The organism is Algoriphagus sp. 4150, assembly GCF_031457395.1.
Lineage (GTDB): Bacteria > Bacteroidota > Bacteroidia > Cytophagales > Cyclobacteriaceae > Algoriphagus.
In genome coordinates this window covers 130,165-150,165 of sequence record NZ_JAVDWS010000002.1, presented here as the reverse complement: position 1 = coordinate 150,165, position 20,001 = coordinate 130,165, and the positions used below count along the sequence as shown (strand labels likewise).

The window sequence follows — 20,001 nt, the reverse complement described above, 5'->3', positions numbered from 1 at the left end:
AGAACACACATCGATTTAATAGCTCTTGGAAACGGGTAAATGCTCTGGCAAATTCCATTCCTTTAATGCCCAATCCTTGTAGGATTTTGGGTTAATGCGCTTTTCGATGTTTTAACTTCAGTATTTAGAGCGGCACAAAGCACCTGATTTTGGGAAAAAATACAAAAACCACATACACCTCATAATATGTTCGGACTTGGAATTATAGGCTTGGCTATTTATGCCTTTACGATTTACGACGTGATCAGCAGCAACTTTGCCAATCAAAACGATAAGCTAATTTGGGTACTTATTGTAGTGTTGGTTCCACTTCTCGGAACTGTACTTTGGTTTTTGATCGGTAGAGGGAAGAGGATTTAACGCAATAACTAAATTGTGATTCATTTTAAATATCAATTGAAATCAAATTGGTAAACTATCCGTTCAATTGAAATAAAAAGCAAAAACTATGATAACGGTTATCAAAAAGGGGTCAGATAAAAAAGAGGTGGAAAAAGCACTATCAAAAGCTAAAAGCAAGAAAAACTTTGATGCTAATAAATATTGTGGAACCCTAACATTAAAGAAAGACCCATTAATCATTCAAAAGAAGATGAGAAATGAATGGGAATAGTCTACTTCTTGACACCAATATTATTCTTTACTTATTATCAGGAGATCGAACTATAGCCAATTTTTTGAACCATAAAACTGTCTTTGTTTCGTTTGTTACTGAACTAGAATTACTAGGATATGAAGGGCTAGAACCGGAGGGAAAGTTGATCGTTGAAAATTTATTGGAAGATTCTACTATCATTGACATCAATTCAGAGATAAAGAAAGTTGTGATTGAATTGCGAAAAGCGCACAAAATAAAGTTACCCGATGCAATAATTGCCGCCACAGCTTTTTACCTAAATATTCCATTGATGACTTCCGATAAAAGACTTTCAAAGCTAAAGGAATTGAACATCCTCCTCTTTGAAAAATAAGACAATTGTTTTTTCTTAATCATTCACGAAACAGTTGACAAGCATCTTTTCAAATGTTCTGATGTGAAATTAGTTAATGTCCAACCCGCTTATATCCATAAATTAATAGAAGGTATTTCGAAGGACAGTTTAGGACTCCATATCGTGATCAAGGAAGAAATTCATAAACTGCTACTCGGCAAAACACCCACTTACTTATTATCTAAATCACTTATGGTAAATATGCTTCAAAGCAGGTACCAAATCAGGACACTCAAAGTCAAAACCGGCTTTTTGGATTTTTTGCGAAGATACACGATTGCCACCAAGTACCATTGCGGCCATTTCCCCCAGCACCAGCCTCAATACAAAGCCCGGCACTCCTATTCCCATGTAAGGTTTTCCCTTGGCTTTGGCTGCAGCTTGTGTTAGTTGTTGGTTAGTTGCCGGATTTGGGCCCACGGCATTGAAAACACCTTGTAGGGTAGTCTTTTCCAAGGCGAATACAAACATCCTTGCCAGATCCTCTATGGCAATCCAGCTCATCCACTGATCACCCTTACCAAGCGGTGCAACAATGGGCGGTTTCATCATTTCTCCAAGGGCTCCACCTTCAGCATCCAGCACTATTCCTATCCGGAGCATCACTGTGCGAAGATGTAGACCTTCCATTCTTTTCACTTCGCTTTCCCAAGCGGAAACAACTTGGGCTAAAAAATCCGACCCGGATTCATGGGTTTCGTCCATCAGCGAAGTCCCTGTATCCAAACCGTAGTAACCTACCGCAGAGGCAGAGATAAAGGCATTTGGCTTTGCAGTAGCTTTCTCCACTGCATTGTATAACAATTCTGTACTCTGAATTCGGGAATCAAGAATAAGTTTCTTTCGTTCATCGGTCCATCGTTTTTCAGCAACTCCGGCACCTGCCAGATGGATAATAGCATCTGCCCACTCCACTGCTTCCGGATCTATGGTTTGTTTATCTACATCCCATAGAAAAGATTTATGCTTCTGCTGAGATCTGCTAAGCCAAGCCACAGAATATCCCTTCAATTCCAGCAGTTGGGTGATTTTGTGGCCAATAAGACCTGAACCTCCGGAAATAAGAATATTTTTCATAGTTGGATGATTTATATTAACATAACCCTAGAATTTCCAAATAAGTTGGCCGTCTACGACAGATATAAGGTTATACATAGCTTATTAAATTCAATATCTATTCCTAATTTGGGCCAACTTATTGAATAATCCGGTTTGAACGTCACTTCTATTTTTCGATACATCATCCTCTGGATCGTTTTAGGCCTTATGGTTGGACTGCTCTCCGGAGCTGCATCTGCCATATTTCTTATTGTATTGAATTGGGCTACCGCTTATCGAGAATCCAACCTTTGGATTATAGCATTACTGCCGGCAGCAGGCCTGGCGATAGGCTGGAGCTACTACCGCTATGGCGAAAATTCGGTGAAAGGAAATAATCTTTTGCTTGATGAGCTATACAAAACAGAAAAGCCAATTCCGCTCAGAATGACCCCTCTGGTGCTATTTGGGACGATTATGACCCACTTATTTGGAGGGTCTGCAGGAAGAGAGGGTACCGCTGTGCAGATGGGAGGCTCATTGGCTGATCAACTTACCAAGCATTTTCACCTTGATTCCGAGAACCGTAGAATTATTTTGATCGCAGGAGTTGCCGGAGGATTTGCATCGGTATTTGGGACACCTCTCGCGGGAGCAATATTTGCATTAGAATGGATGCATCACAGGAAAATCCGTTGGAAATCCTTCTTTCCGGCCTTTTGGACGGCATTTGTAGCAAATTGGGTTTGTGGATTGCTTTTCGGTGTAGGGCATACCCATTATTTAGTGGATTTTATTCCCCCACATACATTGGTCAACTTACTTTGGATCATTCCTGCGGGAATAGCCTTTGGATTGGCTGCGAGATTATTTGCCCAAGCTACTCATTTTTTTTCTCATCAATTTTCCAATTACATCTCCTACCCACCGCTTCGTCCGGTCATTGGCGGACTGTTGATTGCAGGGTTTGTATATATTTCGGACAATACCACCTACATAGGTTTAGGTATTCCGAGGATAGTAGAGGCATTTGAAACACCCCTTCCATGGTACGACTGGCTGGCGAAAACAGGTCTGACAAGTTTTACTTTGGGAGCAGGATTCAAGGGTGGTGAGGTTACTCCTCTATTCTTCACGGGAGCCACGCTGGGCAATGCATTATCCACTTGGATTCCTCTTCCGCTGGCTCTTCTTGCAGGAATGGGTTTTGTAGGGGTTTTTTCGGGGGCTACCAATACCCCGATGGCATGTACCATAATGGGAATGGAGCTGTTTGGCTACGAAAGCGGAATATTTCTAGGTATTGCCTGCCTGATCGCTTACCTTTTCAGCGGAAAATCAAGTATCTATTCTTCTCAAAATTTGGATAAGAAACCCCATTTTTACCCTGAAGAAGGGATGTTTACCTCCTTGCGAAATAAGTTTCCCAAGCATGATTGATGTTTCTTCAAAGCCTTTTGCTCACGTATGAACTTCAAGCTGAAAATCTTTTCCAACCCTGATCGAAATATCATCTTTTTGAAAAAGGTGGTTAAAATTCAAGAGAAAGTAGTTCAGATTAGCAGTTTTCTCGCTTTTGGAATATTACTTTTTCATTTGGGCTATTCTATAGATCCCCAAGACCAAGTTGCTACTTCTATGCTCTTTAATACTTTCCTGATGTTAATTGGGATGGGTTATTTCATGAGAGTATTGTTAATGGAGAAATCCTTTATTCCTGCGCGGGTAATCCTTGAATTGCTTCTCTCGGCGGTATTGATCTGCACGGCATTAATTCGGTGGAATGTGTTGGGAGATGAACCGACTCAGCTGATTTTAGAGTTTACGGGCAATTACCATCTTGTCAATGGCTTGGTGATCATTCTCTTTTTTATAGAACTCAGCAAGTTCAGCCTTACCGTAAATGAGCTCAAACTCAGTCCTTCTCTGGTATTTATCCTTTCTTTTATTCTGCTAATCCTAGTTGGGGCAGGACTTCTTAGTTTGCCTGAGGCCAGTACTGCCCACATTAGCTTCATAGATGCCCTATTTACTTCCACTTCTGCAGTGTGCGTTACAGGCCTGATCGTCTTGGATACAGCCAAGGATTTTACCTTTTTTGGCCAAGTAGTCATTATGATTCTGTTCCAAATCGGTGGGCTCGGAATTATGGTTTTCACGAGTTTCTTTGGCTTTTTCTTTAAAGGTATCTATTCCATAGAAAACAGGCTTTTTATCCGGGATTACATCAACGAAAACAATGTAAATGAGATCTACACCACACTATTTAAGATCATCTCATTTACGGTTCTGGTGGAAGGAGTTTGTGCATTTATGGTTTACCACTTTACCGATGCGGCACAATTTGCCGGTAGAGGGGATCACTTCTTCTTTTCTCTTTTCCATGCAATTTCAGCTTTTTGCAACGCAGGTTTTTCTACGCTGAGCAGCGGCTTATACGAAGAAGGGTTTCGGGAAGCTTACCATATGCATCTAGCTATTGCATTTGCTATTGTGCTGGGTGGAATCGGCTTTCCTGTGGTTCTAAATTATTATTCCTACCTGAAGCATGTGATCGTCGGAAGTGGAAAACGCATGCTAGGCATAGAAAAATACCGGCACAGCCCGAGAGTCTCCAGTGTCAACACCCGGCTGGTAGTCTATACCACAGGAATTCTACTTATAATCGGAATGGTCGTGTATGCGATCGCTGAGCAAGACGCTACGCTAAAAGGGCTTAGTCCCTACGGCAAGTTTGTCACCACTGTTTTCGGTGCGGTGACACCCAGAACTGCAGGATTCAACACGGTGGATATGCGGGAATTAGCCGTTCCTACCATCTTGGTTTACCTTTTTCTGATGTGGATAGGAGCATCTCCGGGATCTACGGGAGGCGGACTGAAGACCAGTACTTTTGCGGTGGCCATGCTCAACACATTTAGCATTGCTTCGGGCAAAACCAGAGTAGAGGTATTCAGAAGGCAACTAACGAATGAAACGCTTAAAAAAGCATTTGCAGTAATTTCCCTTTCTGTACTGGTGATTGGAATTGGGGTTTTTCTGCTAATGATTTTTAACCCTGAGCTTGCTTTGATGGACGTGGCTTTTGAAGTGTTCAGTGCATTTTCCACCGTTGGTCTTTCATTGGGAATCACTTCCCAATTAAGTATGGGGAGCAAAATAGTATTGATGGCAATAATGCTGATAGGAAGAGTGGGAACTTTAACTATGCTGGTGGCAATCGTCCGGAAAATCGGTGAGCAGCGGTATAAATATCCCGAAGAAACCGTATTTATAACTTAATCCAACTACCCAGTACTAGTGCATTCTTGATAAATTCAATCAAGGATAACTTTCATAAGGGTATCAAAATTTAGTGATACACATATGAAATCGAGCATGTCGAAGACGACACACACTGGAATGATTATAAGCCATGCGAGATTCTCCCGAATCAAGTTCGGGACAGGCTATCTGACCACTGAAAATCAAATTATAAACAGATGAAATATATAATTGTAGGTATAGGCAACTTTGGAGGCTATCTGGCAAAGCGGCTGACGAATCTTGGACACGAAGTAATCGGCGTGGATTCCAACAATAGCAGAATAGAAATGATCAAAGAAAGCATCACTCATTCTATCGTAATGGATGCTACAGATCAGGCAGCGGTAAAAAATTTACCGCTGAAGGATACCGACATTGTTATTATAGCCATAGGAGAGGATATTGGAGCTTCCATCATGAGCACCGCTATTTTCAAGCAACTGAAATGCAAACGTATAATTGCCCGTGCTATCAATGATCTTCACGAAACCGTCATTCAGGCAATCGGGGTAGACGAAATTATACATCCCGAGGAAGAAACTGCAGATCGCCTATCGAAGCGATTGGAAATGAAAGGGGTCCTGGATTCTCTGGAGATTTCGGATGAATACAATATAGTGGAAGTGAAAGTACCACCCAGATATGTAGGAATATCTGTCGCAGAAGCCGATATCCGAAAAGAATTTTACCTCAATATTCTCACAGTAATCAAGATAGAACAAAAGAAGAATCTTCTCGGAATAAATACTCCTCACAAAAATGTGATCGGAGTGGTGACCCCTGAATTTAAGTTCGAAGCGGAAGATATTTTACTTCTTTTTGGGAAAATAAAAAACATACAACAGTTCTTGGCGCTTGGGGATTAGTTTAGCTTTTCCCCGCAAAACTTACAATACTCGTCCCATTTATCCAGACCGGAATGTTTGCAGGCTGGACAGCTGACTTGATTTCTTTTCTCCATCCTTCTTTTCTCTGCAGCCATCTCTGAGGAAACTATCCCGGTAGGCACGGCTATGATGGCGTAGCCAAGCAGCATGATAAGGGAGGCTACGAATTGGCCAATCGTAGTCTGGGGAGTAATATCACCAAAACCTACGGTAGTCAAAGTCACAATAGCCCAATACATTCCCATAGGAATACTATCAAAACCATGCTCCGGTCCTTCTATGATAAACATCAACGTGCCCATGATGAGTACTATGGTCAGGACAAAGCCTATGAAGATCATTATTTTATGAGAGCTCGCCTTTAGGGATTTGGTCAGAGATTCTGCCTCTGCGACATACCTCCCAAGTTTTAAAATCCGAATCACCCGCAACAATCTCAAAGCTCTGATCACCGTAAGCAACTGGGAATTTACAATGAGAATACTCAAAAAGGCGGGTAAAATAGCCAATAGATCCACCATCCCAAAGAAGCTGAATATATATCCTCTTGGGTTGCGGGAGAGCCATATCCTTAAGCCATATTCTATCGTGAACAGGATAGTAAACAGCCATTCCAGCAAAAGAAATAATCTACCGTGCTGCAAGTGAAGACTAGCCACAGAATCCAAAATAGCCACCAGAATACTGCCAAAAATCAGGAACAGCAGCACGATGTCGAATGTCTTGGAAGCCCAATCGTCTGACTCAAAAACTATATGAGCTAATCGCTTTTTAGTGATTTTCATAGAGGAATTTAGAAAAATTTAACAGCCAAAACCAAGCTAATCCAAGTAATAAATCCGCTTCACACGGGTGCTTATATTCGTCAATAATTCATAAGGGATGGTCCCTATCTGATCCGCCAGTTCTTTCAAAGATATTTTTTCTCCATAGATAATGGCATCATCCCCAACTTTTACATCCATCCCGGTGACATCTACCATGCACATATCCATACAGACATTTCCGATGATGGCCGCTTTCCGGTCATTGATCAGCACGTAGCCTTTACCATTGCTGAATCTCCGGTCGTAACCATCTGCATACCCGATGGCAAGTGTGGCGATTTTGCCGCCGGAAGGCAGAACGCCTTTCCGTGAATAGCCAATGGTCTCTCCCGGAGTAAGTTCTTTGATCTGAGAAATAGTAGTTTTGAGGGTACTGATAGCCCGAAGAGCCGACTCATGCTTGCCGGTCACCTCTATTCCATATAGCCCAATACCCAATCTTATCATGTCAAACTGAAATTCAGGAAAGGCAACTATTCCTGCTGAATTGAGCGCATGGATCAGGGGTTTATATGAAAGAACATCGAGCACTTCATTTTTCATTTCTTCGAAATCCGCCAATTGGGTCAAAGAGAAATTTCTGTGAATTTCCTCATCTGCACCGACTAGATGTGTATAAATGGAAGCAATTTCCAACTGTGGACTGGACTCAATCAAATTTGCTAAGGTGCTTAGCTGTTTCTTCTCAAAACCCAATCTGTGCATTCCGGTGTCCAGATCGAGATGTATTTTCATCGTCTTATTGTGCACACTGCACCAAGAAGCAAGGCTTTCGAAAAACTCAGGGCTGAAAACCACCGGCTCCAAATCAAACTTACTGCAAAGCCCAAAGGATTCCTGCATCGTATTGAGCACCATAATTGGGAGTTTGATCCCCTGCTTACGCAATGCAACTCCTTCATCAGAAAAAGCAACACCGAGATAATTTGCCCCCATCGTCTGGATTTGATTGGCGATCTCTACCGCACCTCCACCATAAGCAAAAGCCTTCACCATTACCATTACTTTCGTAGATGGAGAAATAAGCTTTTTGTAGAAGTTGTAATTATGTGTGAGTGCATTTAGGTTGATTTCCAGCGTAGTGCCATGAATTCTCTGCTGGAGCTTATTTACAACTCCTTCGAAGCCAAAAACCCTCGCCCCCGTCACTAGGATCAGGTCATTCTGAAAAGTCTCAGGATCAAGACTAGTCATAAGCTCCGCTGTCGAACTGAATCCTCTGAAAGTTTCCGGAAACACTTTTTCCAAAAAGAAAATCTCACTGCCTACACCATACAGCTGATCAAACTCATATTTCCGGATCAACTCAGCCACTTCGCCATATATTTTCTCCGGGGAGCCCTGCTGTAGCAAATCAGACAAAATGAGAATTTTTCTCCGCTTAGGACGCTGCTGCTGCATAAAGTCCAGCGCTACCTTCAATCCCGCCAAATCATTATTGTAGGTATCGTCTATCAGCAGCGAATCATTTACCCCAGGCTTCAGTGTCAACCGCATATCCACGGATTTCAGATGTGAAACCCCTTCCTGAATAGCTTCTGCACTTTGCCCCAATGTCATCGCCGTGACGATCACGTGCGTAATATTTTCCAGAGAAGCCACATCTGTAAATGGCACCTGAAATGTATGGGTACTCAGATCCGATTTCATCAAGATCAAGCGTGCCCCATATGATTTCACTTTCACGGATCTGGTAAATTCGGATCCCGCACTATCCGACCAGCCTATTAGTTTCTCAGCAGGAAACATAGCTTCAATTTGCCCAGAAACTTCTTGCTGATCCCGGCAGTATACCAAGTAATCCGAATCCAAAAAAAGGGAAAGCTTCTCTCGGAGCTTGGCTTCCGGACTTTCAAATCCTTCTTGATGTGCTGTCCCAAGATTTGTGAAGATCCCAAGATTCGGCTTGATCATTTCTTCCAACACTGCCATTTCTCCTGCTTTGGAGATTCCTGCTTCGAGAATGGCCACCTGATGATAGGGCTCCATTCCAAATATCGAAAGAGGGACACCCACCTGAGAATTATAACTTTTCGGGCTTTTGGCCACGGCATATTTCTGTCCCAAAATCTGCCCCAGCCATTCCTTCACAATCGTTTTTCCATTGCTTCCCGCAATGCTTACAACAGGGTTGGAAAATAATGCCCGCTGATACTGGGCCAGCAGCTGCAACGCTCTCCGTGTATCTGAAACTTTGATAAAACAACCCTCAGAAAACTCCAACTCATCAAAATCAATATGGACCAAGAAGGTCCGAACTCCCAATTCTATCAGCTGGGGAATAAAATCCTGACCATCAGCTTTTGCCCCTTTTAGGGCGACAAATAGTGTTCTCTCCGGATGAAGAACCTGTCTGGAATCAATGGCAATTTGAGAAATAAGCAACTCGTCATTTCCATTGCTAATGGTTCCCTGAGTGATTTGCGCGATTTGGGTTTGACTAATTTCCTGAAACATCCTCCTTTGGTTTTTTTGTCTTTTTCTTAAAAAACACCTGCTTCACCCATCGAGGCAAGAAAAACGCTCCCAAAATCAAATACGGATAGTAGGATAAAAGTCTCCATACAATACTGGTAACGAACGTATAGTTTGTTAAGAATTGAGTGAAAAACTGTGCGAAGAAAAACTCGGCCGTCCCGCTACTTCCCGGTGTAGGTGAGATCATCATCACGATCCACATGATCACCTGTCTGGCAAAAATGATGATATGCTCGTTGATATTCAATGGGACAAATGCCGATATCAAAGCATTCAGCATAAGGTATCTGGAACTCCAAATAAAGATTGTTGCCACAATAATCGGCAACCAATAATTCCATCTTTTGCCGGAAAGCTCCCTAGATGCTTCAATGATCTGGTTACCATATTCCTGCGCTTCGTGTTTCCACTTTCGGAGCCACTTGATCGAAAAAATCTTGATCAAAACCCACTTAAAAACCCTTGGCCTATAGAATAACGCAGCAGCCATCACTATGCTGTAAACTGCGTACAGGGAATATGAAATCCAGAAAATGGCTTCCATACTATTCTGAAGTTGCATCTCCAGCATTTTACTTTGCGGAAAAATATTCCCCTGGGCAAAAAAGAGGATAATCGGCGCACCTATCACGAAGAACAGGTTGTCCAGAATCGCTGTCACCATCACATATGCTATAGCTCTCCCAAGTTTGATCCCTTCTTTGTTCAATATGAAAATAGCAACTGGTGTGCCTCCCACTACTGAGGGTGTGACAGCAGACGCAAACTCCCATAGGATAATGACATAGATCGATCTCTTCCAGGTAAGTGTCCGTTGGGAGATTTCCCTGATTCGGTAGACATACCCTACATCTCTAAAGAATATCACCATAATGGCAACAATTATCCAAGGTATAGAAGCATCGAAAACCCCTTTTAGCGTATTTGCATTAACAGAAGGGTCGAAATAAAACATACCGAAAACAATGGCCAAGCCAATGATTACTGGAACCCAGATTTTATTCGGATTGAGAGTCTGAAAAATCTTCTTATTGTCCAATTTCATGTGTTACAATTGATTTTTTATGGCCACATGGAATCTCGCAAGATCGATCATCATCACACTATATACCGCCTTAGACATGCTCGATTTCATACGCTATGTAGCAACTATCGGCTCAGTCTTTTCCACCCAGAAGTTATTGAAACCATCACCTATGACGATCGTAACCAAGGAAAGTTGAAGTAATTCTAAAATTGCCAGAAAGGTATAAATCACAAAGATTTTATCGGGTTTGTAGCTGATGAATTCAGCGAATGGTACTTTTTTCTTGAAACTGATTTTCTCTAAGACGAAATCTTTTTGTTGGGCGATAGTATATGGATACTGAATTACGGTATGTTTTGTTTCATCCACCCGTGAGGCCATTTTGGCCATAGTCCGCTGGAAGACTTTCAGCAATTTGTACAAATCCATATCCTGCATTTCTGCATCCACATCATCCACTTTGCTCAGCATCTTTAATTCTGCCGCTATATTTCCACGCTTTTGCTTGGATAGCTCTCCCTCCTCCATGGAAGCCAGCTCCTCGATGACGGATTTGTACTTTTTGTATTCCAGTAGATTTCTGATCAATTCCTCGCGGGGATCTATTTCTTCACCTGCTTCATTCAGCTCAGGTCTGGGCAATAGCATCCGTGACTTGATCTTCATGAGCGTGGCCGCAAAGAGGATAAAATCACTTGCTACTTCCATTTCCATTTGCTCCATCTGATGGACATAATCCAGAAAGTCATTGGTAATCTTGGAAATAGGAATGTCATAAATATCCAGTTCATCGCGCTCGATGAAAAAGAGCATCAGGTCAAAAGGACCTTCGAAGAGTGGTAATTTGATTTCGAAACTCAAAGGATATTTAAATTATTGGTTAATTTTGCCACCTTGTAGCCAAAGATATTCAATTAAGCTAAATTAATTGAAAACGGCCGGAGAAAGAGGCAATCGCCTTTTATCCAAATTTACTTGATTGGAAAAACAAAGAAGCATAATTGTTGTTATTCTAATTTGAACATATTACCGCTGTGAAATGCTGATTGAACCAGGAGAATTATTAGCTCAAATAAATAACCCCGCAGACCTTAAGAAGTTTCCGAAGGAAAAGCTGGTTCAAATCTGTGATGAACTTCGTCAGTACATTATCGATAATGTATCTGTCTATGGCGGTCATTTCAGTGCTAACCTTGGGGTAATCGAACTTACTGTAGCACTTCACTATGTCCTCAATACCCCCGAAGATCAATTAGTGTGGGATGTAGGACATCAGGCTTACGGCCATAAAATTCTTACCGAAAGAAGAGCGCATTTTCATACCAACCGTCTTTACGGTGGAATTTCCGGTTTCCCAAAACGAAAAGAAAGCGAATACGATACATTCGGAGTGGGTCACTCCAGCACATCAATTTCTGCAGCTTTGGGAATGGCTGTAGCTTCGCAATACAGAGGCCTTACTAAAAAACAGCACGTCGCCGTGATCGGTGATGGCTCCATGACAGGCGGGATGGCTTTTGAAGCCATGAACCATGCGGGGGTAAGTGATACCAACTTGCTGATCATTCTGAATGACAACTGTATGGCTATCGACCCAAATGTCGGTGCGCTTAAAGATTATCTCACAGATATTACTACTTCCAAAACCTACAATAAGGCTAAGGATGAGATATGGAAAATTTTAGGGAAGCTGAGCAAATTCGGAACAAGCGCTCAGGATGTGATCTCCAAAGTAGAGGGGGGAATTAAATCCGCCTTGTTGAATCAAAGCAACCTTTTCGAATCATTAAATCTCCGATACTTCGGCCCGGTGGACGGGCATGATGTCAACCATTTGGCAGAAGTACTGAAAGACCTAAAAGATATCCCGGGTCCCAAAATCCTCCATTGCATCACAATGAAAGGAAAAGGATACGGTCCTGCAGAAAAAGGAAATCAAACGACTTGGCATGCACCGGGGACATTTGATAAGGTAACCGGAGAAATATATAAAACGACCCCAAGCACTCCTCAGGCTCCCAAGTATCAGGATGTCTTCGGACATACGTTGGTGGAATTGGCCGAGCTAGACAATAGAATCATGGGTGTGACTCCGGCCATGCCGTCCGGTTCTTCTCTGAATATCATGATGAAAGCGATGCCAACCCGGGCATTTGACGTGGGAATCGCAGAGCAGCATGCAGTGACTTTCTCTGCAGGTCTAGCCACGCAAGGACTCGTCCCTTTCTGTAATATCTACTCTACCTTTATGCAGCGTGCTTACGATCAGGTATTGCACGATGTCTGTCTCCAAAATCTACCCGTAGTCTTCTGCTTGGATAGAGCAGGGTTTGCAGGGGCGGATGGTCCTACGCACCACGGGGCGTATGATATTGCTTTCTTCCGATGTATTCCAAATCTGGTTGTCTCGGCACCTATGAACGAGGAAGAACTTCGTAATATGATGTACTCAGCCTCTATTCACAATGGACCGTATTCTATTCGCTACCCTAGGGGAAAAGGCGTGATGCCGGAGTGGAAAACACCTTTTGAGCAAATTCCGGTAGGCCAGGGCCGAATCATAAAAGAAGGCGAAGAAATCGCGATTTTGACGATTGGACACATTGGCAACTATGCAGTAGAAGCCTGCGAAAAACTTGAAAAAGAGGGGCTGAGTCCTGCACAATACGATATGAGATTCGTAAAGCCGCTTGATGGAGAATTGCTTCATGAGATTTTTGGCAAATTCAAAAAGGTAATCACCGTAGAAGACGGCTGCCTGATGGGCGGATTTGGCTCGGCAGTGATCGAGTGGATGATGGATCATGGGTATCAGGCTCAAGTGAAGCGTCTGGGTATTCCCGATGATATCATTGAACACGGTGAGCAGCACGAACTTCACCGCGAATGTGGCTTTGATCCGGATGGGATAGCTGAAGCCGTTAGATCTATGGCCAAGGTTTCCAAAACAGTTTAACACATGTCTGCTATTCATTTTTTTGAAAAGGGCGAAGGTCAGCCTGTAATTTTGATCCATGGATTCTGCGAAATCGGTGAGATGTGGCGTGATTTTGCAGAAGCTCTTTCCTCTGATTTTAGAGTGATTTGCCCCGATCTGCCGGGATGCGGCAATTCTCCGATCCACTCCGATTCCATTACACTGGAAGAAGTCGCAGTCCTTTTACAAGAATGGATGGAAGAAAACGCTATTCATGATCCAATAGTTATTGGCCATTCTCTCGGCGGATATGTGACCCTGGCACTGCTGGAACTAATGGGTTCACAGCTAAAAGGAATCGGGCTTTTTCATTCTACTGCTTTTGCCGATGATGAAGAAAAAAAGGGAATGCGGGACAGAACAGTCATTTTTCTCAATAAACATGGAGTAGAAACCTTTGTAACTTCATTTGTACCTCCCCTTATACCGGAGCATAAGAGAGATGCCTTTCAAGAAGAGATCACAACTGCTATCGATCAGGCCAAGCAGTCTACACTAAAAGGTTTAATTGCCTATACCCTCGCTATGCGGGATAGAAAAGACCGATTTGAAGTATTAGAGAATTATTCGGGTCAAAAACTGATGATAGCCGGCACCTTGGATGGAGCTGTAAAAATCGATGCCAGTCGGGCCCATAAACCGGCAATCACTGACTATTACGAGCTGGAAGGTGTGGGTCATTTGGGAATGATCGAGCAAAAAAATCAGTGTGTTGAGATTTTGAGGGAGTTTTGTAGCAAGGTCGCTGATTCTTAAAGCTTACCCGAATGCAAATTGGGAATCTGGAATCGTTCCAGTAGCCAAATTATATTTTGCCCACACCTCGACAAGCTCGGTGCCCGAAGCTTTTTGTTTTAAGAGGAGGGGAGGAATATGCGGCTGTGCCGCATATTCCTCCCCTCCTGATATAATCCTGAATCCGGTGACCGAGCTTGTCGAGGTCATTTTGTCTTATATATCTTGTGGCAAGAAAGCGGATATGCACATTGGGAAAATAGGGCAGCAATATCCAATTACTTGGAAAACCTCTGTAGAGATAAGTCTGGCTATTTTGTGATTTCAAATTGGGAAGAGATCTGTTGAAAAGGTAAAAAATCAATTACAATTTCAATTTTCTCCATGTGGAGTTTATAAAATTACAATCGCTTAGCCAACACCCCCATCAGCTTCTCCAAATACTCCTGATCCACTGCGTCAAAATCATCCAATTGATCGGAATCCACATCGAGTACCATAGCCACCAATCCACCTTTGAACACCGGAACAACTATCTCGGATTTGGAAGCCGAGCTGCAGGCAATGTGCCCCGGAAAGGCATCAACGTCAGGAACCAAGACCGTTTCCCCTTTCTGCCAAGCGGTACCGCATACTCCTTTGCCCATAGAAATCCTGGTACAGGCGATCGGCCCCTGAAACGGACCCAATACCAATTGATTCTCTTTAGTCAAATAAAAACCAACCCAAAAGAAATCAAAGGCTTCTTTTAACGCAGCAGAGATATTGGCAAGGTTCGCATAAAGATCCGGTTCACCGGAGATCAAAGCTTCGATCTGTGGCAAGATGGCTTCGTATTTTTCAGCTTTTGTCGCCGATTCAGGAATGTAAAGACTTTCAGACATGATGGTAAATTCTTAAGGTATCTTCCAAAATTTCGATGGTCTCGGAAATTGGGGCAGGGGTAACAGGTGCTACTATCCCATTGCCAAACTTAGTACTGCTAGTAAACACCCGTGCTTCGTCCCAAAGTTCGGATACCAAAAATTTATTCAACAAATAGCTTCCTCCTTCTACAATCACACTTTGAATATTCCTGCTGAAAAGATCCTCCAGGATATCCTTGACCTGAAATTCAGGATTCAATTTGACAAACTCCAAAGTCCCTCTGGTTTCAGCTTTCAGGGTATTGTAACAAACAGTTGGCACTGCCTCGTCGAATAATTTGAGTGTATTCGGAAGTTCCAGCTTGCTGTCAACTACCAGTCTGAGCGGATTTTTCCCTACCCAATCCCTTACATTCAACGCCGGATCATCATATTTGGCGGTATTTTTCCCCACCAAAACCGCATCTTCCTCCGCTCTCCATTTATGCACGAGTTGTCTACTGGAAGAATTGGTAATCCATTTGGAAGAGTAATCCCCTCTCGCTATAAAGCCATCCAGTGTCTGTGCCCACTTCAAAATCACATACGGTCGATTCTTCTCTATCTGAGTAAAAAATCGCTTGTTTTGACTTCTTGCCTCTCTTTCCAAAAACCCAGTTACAACTTCGATCCCAGCATCTTTTAAAATCTGAATACCTTTTCCCCCTACCAGAGGATTGGAATCAAATGCGGCAATCACCACTTTCTTCACTTTTTTCTCCACCAAGAGATGGGCACAGGGAGGAGTTTTGCCAAAGTGGGCACAGGGTTCCAATGTCACATATACAGTAGATTCAGCTAACAATTCCTGATTTACTACTGAATTGACGGCATTGACTTCTGCATGTGCTTTGCCATATTCCTGATGGTAGCCTTCTCCTATAATCTTATCTTGATGAACGATCACACAACCAACCATCGGGTTCGGACTTACTTTGCCGCGACCAAACTCCGCCAGCTCAAGAGCTCGTTGCATGTATAGTTCGGGAGAAATCATCAAGGAGCTCTCTTAAGTGTAATTTCATTGAGAACAGAGTCCTTTCTTCTTATGATGTCCATTGAGAAAGCTGTGTCCAGGTAGAGCCCGTCTTTTGCGCTAATCTGCACATTATAAAATCCCTCCGGAACACGAAAAACGTACTTCCCAGAAGCATCTGTATGAGTTGAAAATGTGCCCTTTTCGCCGGTTATAGTTAGGGCAGGATAAAGCGTTAAAGGCTTTAGTACCCCACTCAGCTTCCCTGATCCCACACCTTCAATCAAGGTGAAATATGGATCCAATCCGTAGGTAAGGGGAGATTCGGACACTTGTATGATCGACTTCTCAAGATCCAAATCAAGGATGAGATCGTAGGATATGCCTTGCTCCATAGTGATTGATGTGGGCAACGAAATTTCATTTTCGGATGGATCAGAAAGTTTCAATTCAAACCTTTTATCCTTCAAAAACATAGAATGATTTTCTCCTAAGATGATTTTGGCATTTGTAATCTGTCCGGCAGGCAATTCACTCCTGCCTATCAGTAGCTGATTGCCTCCCACCAGTTCACTCACTTTTATCCGTTTGTTTCCTGATTTATATTCTAAGAAAAAAGTGCGAATTTGGGCTTCCCTCCCTCCTACCAAAATATCTATATCCACTCCTTCAATCTCCACAAATACAGAATCCCATTTGGCAGGAGCGTCTACCAAAATAACATTTAAAAGCGCTTTCGGACTAGAATCCGGATCCTCGCACGATGCGAAGAATAGCACTGAGACAATTGGGATGAAATAAAAGTACAGTTTTTTCACAGGGTAAATTTAGCCCAAAACTTTTCAAAACGGAGATCTGCGTAAGCCTAGTTCAAAAAAAAGGCCAGCCTAAGCTGACCTTTTCCCATGTTATTTTTCGCTCAGTATTACCGGATCTATCGTAGTAATCTTTCCATCCTCCACTACAATTCCTTCCAACACTATGCCTGTATAAGATTCATTTGGCATAAATGTCACTGAATATATACCATCATCCAGTCCTGTGATTTTATAGTTGCCGTCTGCATTGACGAAAGTATTGATAGTTTCATTTCCATCGAAGACAGTAACCTGCACCGGTTGGGCTTCCAACGGTAGTACTTGCCCCATAATACCTGCAGAAACTTCATCCAAATATGCTCTCAAAACAGGCTTCAATAGAATTTGCCCTGAATTTCCAGCCTCTACGATTGATCTCGCCGCGTCAAAGTCAATGATCAAATCATAAGACACTCCTCCCCGGATATCCTCATCGACTTTTATTTTCAACCCGCTTTGTTGTGCACTCGGCGTTTTCATTTCGTGACGTACACCATTTTTGACCACATAATTATTCTCTCCCAAGATCAATCTAAGCTGTTCGATTTCCCCTGCCGAAAAATCCCCTGAACCCAACAATTCACTGTTGCCTCCTGTCAATTCCAGAAGATTTATTGGCTGGCTTTTGTCGTACGTGATTTCTATCCAAGATGACTCATCGTCGTCTTCATGCCTATCATCGTTGATTCCATCTTCATCCACCTTGACTCGAAGAGCGAGTACTTCAATCCAGACTTCATCATAAGAAGCAGGAGCATCTACCAGATAAAAATTTACACGGGCAGAACCCTGGCTTGGATTGTCGTTATCAGAGGAGCAAGCCATTGCTATTAATGCCAGCCCCGTGATCATGAGATAAGTAATTATACTTTTCATAAAATATGTTTGATTTTCTTCACTATACAAAACCAACGACCATGCCAAGTCAAAAAACACAAATAATCAAGTAATGTCTAAAGAGCTTCTTATTTTTGGGGATGATGAAATGGGAGCGCCTCTTATCCAGAGGCAGATTTGGTGACAATCCGGGATTTATACCCACACAAGTGGTCCGAAGTGAGTTTGAAATTGATTACGATCGAATTATTTTTTCGGCACCGTTTCGTAACCTACAAGATAAAACTCAGGTTTTCCCCTTGCCCGAGCAGGCATTCGTGCACACTCGGCTTACCCACAGCCTAGAAGTATCCAGCGTGGGAAGATCTCTGGGAAAAGCAGCAGGAGAAATACTTCTCGAAAAGTACCCCCAACTGACCGGTACAGGCATTACTCCCTTTGAAATCGGGGCTATTGTAGCCGCGGCCGCTCTGACCCATGATATAGGAAATCCACCTTTTGGACATGCGGGAGAAGAAGCTATTTCAGATTTCTTCAAATTCCATCCTTCCGGAAAATGCTGGGAGTCTCATGTCCGAACAGAGCAATTGGCAGACCTTTGCAACTTTGAAGGGAACGCCCAGGGCTTTAGAATGCTTGTTTCTAAGCAATTTGGACTGAAACTAACCTATGCTACCCTCGCGGCATTTAGCAAATATCCGAGACCAAGCATGATTGCGCAGCGTGATATTGCCAGAAGAAGTCAAAAGAAATATGGATTTTTCATAAATCAACTCGCAGATTTTGAGCAGATGGGAGTGGTCTTGGGAATGGAAAAATCCAGTCCGGAATGCTGGTATAGACATCCTTTGGCTTTCTTGGTGGAAGCTGCCGACGATATCTGTTATAGTATTATTGATTTGGAAGACGGATGTACGCTTGGCTTGGTGAGTTTCGAAGAAACAGTGGCTCTTCTCGCCCCTATTTTGAAAGATAAGTTTGATCCCCAAAAACTAAAAGAGCCTAGGACTGCAGCTCAAAATTTAGGTGCACTTCGCGCACTGGCAATAGGACAACTCATCAACGAATGTGTGGAAGAATTCGCCAAATATGAGGAAAGTATGTGCAAAGGGAATTTTGACAAAGCTCTGACAGACATTATTCCTTCGGCCAAAGCCCTACAGAAAATCACGGAAGTTTCTGTGCAAAAAATCTACAGATCCCAGATAGTTTTGGAGAAAGAAGCTGCGGGATTTCAGGTGCTGGAGGGGTTGATGGAGGTCTTTTCCAGAGCACTGTACCATCAGTTTTATAATCCTGAGAAGTTCTCCGGACAAGACAAAAGTATCCTTCGCCTATTGCCGGAAGACTTTCCGATGAAAGGCTGGGGAGCTGAAGTTAATCCTTATCCACTGCTGCGTTGTTTGGTAGATTTTATCTCAGGAATGACAGACAAATATGCGCTGAATCTCTATAGAAGGGTGAAAGGAATCTCATTCCCCGGATCTTAATGTACAGAAGTAATCCACCAAGTATTCCCAAATGGATCTTTAACCCCTCCACTTCGGCCATAGGGTTTGTCTGAAACTTCTAAAACCATCTCGGCTCCCAGCTTCAGTGCAAGCTCAAAAGCGGCATCTGCATCTTTGACATATACAAAAAGACATGCATTCTGGGGTTTGTAATCGGCAGTAGATTCTGCTACCATCACTGTGCTTTCACCGATTTTGATTTCTGCATGCATGATTTTGTGTTCGTCACGCATCTCCTTCATGGCTACCTTGCCATCAAAAACCTGCTCTGCAAACTTGATAAAAGAGGCAGCATCTCTAAGGATCAAATAGGGCATCACAGCCTGATGATTTTCCGGAACTCGGAGGTCTTTGTCCATGGCTTTTATATTTAATGAATTTATTAGAAACTACATTTCTTTGATAATTTGATCAAAGAATATTCCATTCACCACTTGGAAAAGATTATAAGACGGCTTAAATCTTGTTCTTACCTAGCCAAAAAGGCTAAATTATACGTAATTACTGTCTGAAATGAATATTTCCGGTCAAACAAACTCCTGTTATGAAATCGAGCCTGCCTACCGGACAGACAGGCATGATCCCGTAGGTACGGGGATCACACACTGGGATGATTATCCTATATGCGAGATTCTCCCGAATCAAGTT

The 20,001-nt window shown here is 42.7% G+C and carries 19 protein-coding genes; 9 read left to right on the top strand and 10 right to left on the bottom strand.

Going from position 1 to position 20,001, the window contains the following annotated elements:
- Positions 1–186: 186 nt before the first annotated feature.
- The 3 genes from J2X69_RS03990 to J2X69_RS03980 all read left to right on the top strand — a co-directional run bounded on the left by J2X69_RS03990 (position 187) and on the right by J2X69_RS03980 (position 971).
- Positions 187–360, top strand: a complete 174-nt coding sequence (locus J2X69_RS03990; RefSeq protein WP_310098795.1) for a PLDc N-terminal domain-containing protein — start codon at positions 187–189, stop codon at positions 358–360.
- A gap of 88 nt (positions 361–448) precedes the next feature.
- A complete protein-coding gene (locus tag J2X69_RS03985; RefSeq protein WP_310098792.1) occupies positions 449–613 on the top strand; it encodes a hypothetical protein in 165 nt (54 codons plus the stop codon).
- A complete protein-coding gene (locus J2X69_RS03980) occupies positions 600–971 on the top strand; it encodes a type II toxin-antitoxin system VapC family toxin (protein ID WP_310098790.1) in 372 nt (123 codons plus the stop codon). The genes J2X69_RS03985 and J2X69_RS03980 overlap by 14 nt, the downstream gene beginning before the upstream one ends.
- A 207-nt stretch (positions 972–1,178) precedes the next feature.
- Here J2X69_RS03980 and J2X69_RS03975 read toward each other — a convergent pair whose 3' ends face one another.
- Positions 1,179–2,069 carry a TIGR01777 family oxidoreductase gene (locus tag J2X69_RS03975; protein ID WP_310098788.1) on the bottom strand — a complete coding sequence of 297 codons (891 nt, stop codon included), beginning with the start codon at positions 2,067–2,069 and terminating at the stop codon, positions 1,179–1,181.
- A gap of 135 nt (positions 2,070–2,204) precedes the next feature.
- Between J2X69_RS03975 and J2X69_RS03970 the strand changes: the two genes are divergently transcribed.
- From J2X69_RS03970 to J2X69_RS03960, 3 genes are all read left to right on the top strand, one after another.
- Positions 2,205–3,470, top strand: a complete 1,266-nt coding sequence (locus J2X69_RS03970; RefSeq protein ID WP_409014387.1) for a voltage-gated chloride channel family protein — start codon at positions 2,205–2,207, stop codon at positions 3,468–3,470.
- A gap of 27 nt (positions 3,471–3,497) precedes the next feature.
- Positions 3,498–5,312, top strand: a complete 1,815-nt coding sequence (locus tag J2X69_RS03965; protein ID WP_310098786.1) for a potassium transporter TrkG — start codon at positions 3,498–3,500, stop codon at positions 5,310–5,312.
- A 200-nt stretch (positions 5,313–5,512) separates the two neighbouring features.
- A complete protein-coding gene (locus J2X69_RS03960; protein ID WP_310098784.1) occupies positions 5,513–6,202 on the top strand; it encodes a TrkA family potassium uptake protein in 690 nt (229 codons plus the stop codon).
- On the opposite strand, the gene J2X69_RS03955 is transcribed toward J2X69_RS03960, so the two are convergent.
- The 4 genes from J2X69_RS03955 to J2X69_RS03940 all read right to left on the bottom strand — a co-directional run bounded on the left by J2X69_RS03955 (position 6,199) and on the right by J2X69_RS03940 (position 11,416).
- Positions 6,199–7,008 carry an ion transporter gene (locus tag J2X69_RS03955; RefSeq protein ID WP_310098782.1) on the bottom strand — a complete coding sequence of 270 codons (810 nt, stop codon included), beginning with the start codon at positions 7,006–7,008 and terminating at the stop codon, positions 6,199–6,201. The two genes, J2X69_RS03960 and J2X69_RS03955, sit on opposite strands and share 4 nt — an antisense overlap.
- A 36-nt stretch (positions 7,009–7,044) precedes the next feature.
- Positions 7,045–9,507 (bottom strand): bifunctional UDP-N-acetylmuramoyl-tripeptide:D-alanyl-D-alanine ligase/alanine racemase, encoded by a 2,463-nt coding sequence (locus tag J2X69_RS03950; RefSeq protein ID WP_310098780.1) that lies wholly within the window; start codon positions 9,505–9,507, stop codon positions 7,045–7,047.
- Positions 9,491–10,573, bottom strand: coding sequence for a lysylphosphatidylglycerol synthase transmembrane domain-containing protein (locus J2X69_RS03945; protein WP_310098777.1), 1,083 nt, complete (start codon positions 10,571–10,573; stop codon positions 9,491–9,493). The genes J2X69_RS03950 and J2X69_RS03945 overlap by 17 nt, the downstream gene beginning before the upstream one ends.
- A gap of 93 nt (positions 10,574–10,666) precedes the next feature.
- Entirely contained in the window at positions 10,667–11,416 is a 750-nt protein-coding gene (locus J2X69_RS03940; RefSeq protein WP_310098775.1) for a segregation/condensation protein A, read from the bottom strand.
- Between the two features lie 178 nt (positions 11,417–11,594).
- On the opposite strand from J2X69_RS03940, the gene dxs reads away from it, so the two are divergent.
- Both dxs and J2X69_RS03930 read left to right on the top strand, forming a co-directional pair.
- Positions 11,595–13,511, top strand: a complete 1,917-nt coding sequence (gene dxs / locus J2X69_RS03935) for a 1-deoxy-D-xylulose-5-phosphate synthase (RefSeq protein WP_310098772.1) — start codon at positions 11,595–11,597, stop codon at positions 13,509–13,511.
- A gap of 3 nt (positions 13,512–13,514) precedes the next feature.
- Complete coding sequence (locus J2X69_RS03930; protein ID WP_310098770.1) at positions 13,515–14,288, top strand: alpha/beta hydrolase; 774 nt, start codon at positions 13,515–13,517, stop codon at positions 14,286–14,288.
- Between the two features lie 380 nt (positions 14,289–14,668).
- Here J2X69_RS03930 and J2X69_RS03925 read toward each other — a convergent pair whose 3' ends face one another.
- From J2X69_RS03925 to J2X69_RS03910, 4 genes are all read right to left on the bottom strand, one after another.
- Positions 14,669–15,151 carry a GAF domain-containing protein gene (locus J2X69_RS03925; RefSeq protein WP_310098767.1) on the bottom strand — a complete coding sequence of 161 codons (483 nt, stop codon included), beginning with the start codon at positions 15,149–15,151 and terminating at the stop codon, positions 14,669–14,671.
- A complete protein-coding gene (gene ribD, locus J2X69_RS03920; protein ID WP_310098764.1) occupies positions 15,144–16,148 on the bottom strand; it encodes a bifunctional diaminohydroxyphosphoribosylaminopyrimidine deaminase/5-amino-6-(5-phosphoribosylamino)uracil reductase RibD in 1,005 nt (334 codons plus the stop codon). The genes J2X69_RS03925 and ribD overlap by 8 nt, the downstream gene beginning before the upstream one ends.
- A 20-nt stretch (positions 16,149–16,168) precedes the next feature.
- On the bottom strand, positions 16,169–16,966 hold the full coding sequence (locus tag J2X69_RS03915; RefSeq protein ID WP_310098761.1) for a DUF4382 domain-containing protein: 798 nt from the start codon (positions 16,964–16,966) through the stop codon (positions 16,169–16,171).
- Positions 16,967–17,056: 90 nt separating this feature from the next.
- On the bottom strand, positions 17,057–17,881 hold the full coding sequence (locus tag J2X69_RS03910) for a DUF4382 domain-containing protein (RefSeq protein WP_310098758.1): 825 nt from the start codon (positions 17,879–17,881) through the stop codon (positions 17,057–17,059).
- 104 nt (positions 17,882–17,985) lie between these two features.
- Between J2X69_RS03910 and dgt the strand changes: the two genes are divergently transcribed.
- On the top strand, positions 17,986–19,332 hold the full coding sequence (gene dgt, locus J2X69_RS03905; protein ID WP_310100075.1) for a dGTP triphosphohydrolase: 1,347 nt from the start codon (positions 17,986–17,988) through the stop codon (positions 19,330–19,332).
- Here the strand turns inward: dgt and J2X69_RS03900 are convergent.
- Positions 19,329–19,712, bottom strand: a complete 384-nt coding sequence (locus tag J2X69_RS03900; RefSeq protein ID WP_310098755.1) for a VOC family protein — start codon at positions 19,710–19,712, stop codon at positions 19,329–19,331. The genes dgt and J2X69_RS03900 overlap by 4 nt on opposite strands.
- Positions 19,713–20,001: the final 289 nt, after the last annotated feature.